Source organism: Escherichia sp. AM3 (assembly GCF_032029835.1).
Classification (GTDB): domain Bacteria; phylum Pseudomonadota; class Gammaproteobacteria; order Enterobacterales; family Enterobacteriaceae; genus Escherichia; species Escherichia coli.
On record NZ_JAVUPQ010000741.1, the window covers coordinates 1 to 333 of the forward strand.

At 60.4% G+C, this 333-nt stretch carries 1 protein-coding gene; it reads left to right on the forward strand.

Going from position 1 to position 333, the window contains the following annotated elements; genetic code table 11:
• The coding region (locus RTW80_RS28145; protein ID WP_312721402.1) for a Na+/H+ antiporter NhaA at positions 1–333 on the forward strand (333 nt) is incomplete at both ends.

Below are 333 nucleotides of genomic sequence, written 5' to 3' on the forward strand. Positions count from 1 at the left end.
GCATGCCACGCTGGCGGGCGTCATCGTTGGCTTCTTTATTCCGCTGAAGGAGCAGGACGGCAAATCGCCTGCCAGACAGCTGGAGCATGTGCTTCATCCGTGGGTGGGCTTTATGATCCTGCCGCTGTTTGCGTTTGCCAACGCGGGTGTTTCCCTGGCCGGGGTTACCCTGGACGGACTCACCTCCGTGCTGCCGCTGGGTATCATCGCCGGTCTGTTTATCGGTAAGCCGCTGGGTATCAGCCTGTTCTGCTGGCTGGCGCTGAAGCTGAAGCTGGCGTCATTGCCAAACGGGACCACCTTTAGCCAGATTATGGCCGTCGGCGTGCTGTG